Genomic DNA, 587 nt, shown 5'->3' on the forward strand with positions numbered 1-587 from the left:
GGCACTGTTGCAAAGTTAGCGATGAGGCAGCCTTTTGTCTTATTCAAAGGCCTTACATTTCAAAAACTCTGCTTACCAGGCGCATTTCGCCCAGGGGATCACCATAATAAAATGCTGAGGCCTGGCCTTTGCGTAGTGCACGCATCACCTCAATACCTTTGATGGTGGCGTAAGCCGTCTTCATGGATTTAAATCCCAGCGTGGCGCCGATTATCCGTTTCAGTTTGCCATGATCGCATTCAATCACGTTGTTCCGGTACTTAATCTGTCGGTGTTCAACGTCAGACGGGCACCGGCCTTCGCGTTTGAGCAGAGCAAGCGCGCGACCATAGGCGGGCGCTTTATCCGTGTTGATGAATCGCGGGATCTGCCACTTCTTCACGTTGTTGAGGATTTTACCCAGAAACCGGTATGCAGCTTTGCTGTTACGACGGGAGGAGAGATAAAAATCGACAGTGCGGCCCCGGCTGTCGACGGCCCGGTACAGATACGCCCAGCGGCCATTGACCTTCACGTAGGTTTCATCCATGTGCCACGGGCAAAGATCGGAAGGGTTACGCCAGTACCAGCGCAGCCGTTTTTCCATT

The 587-nt window shown here is 52.6% G+C and carries 1 protein-coding gene; it reads right to left on the reverse strand.

Annotated features, from left to right (window positions below):
• Window positions 1-52: 52 nt before the first annotated feature.
• On the reverse strand, window positions 53-587 hold a 535-nt coding region (locus tag R7Q48_RS29220; RefSeq protein ID WP_001415433.1), incomplete at its 5' end, for an IS6 family transposase.

The sequence above is a fragment of the Vibrio sp. 378 genome, assembly GCF_033339435.1.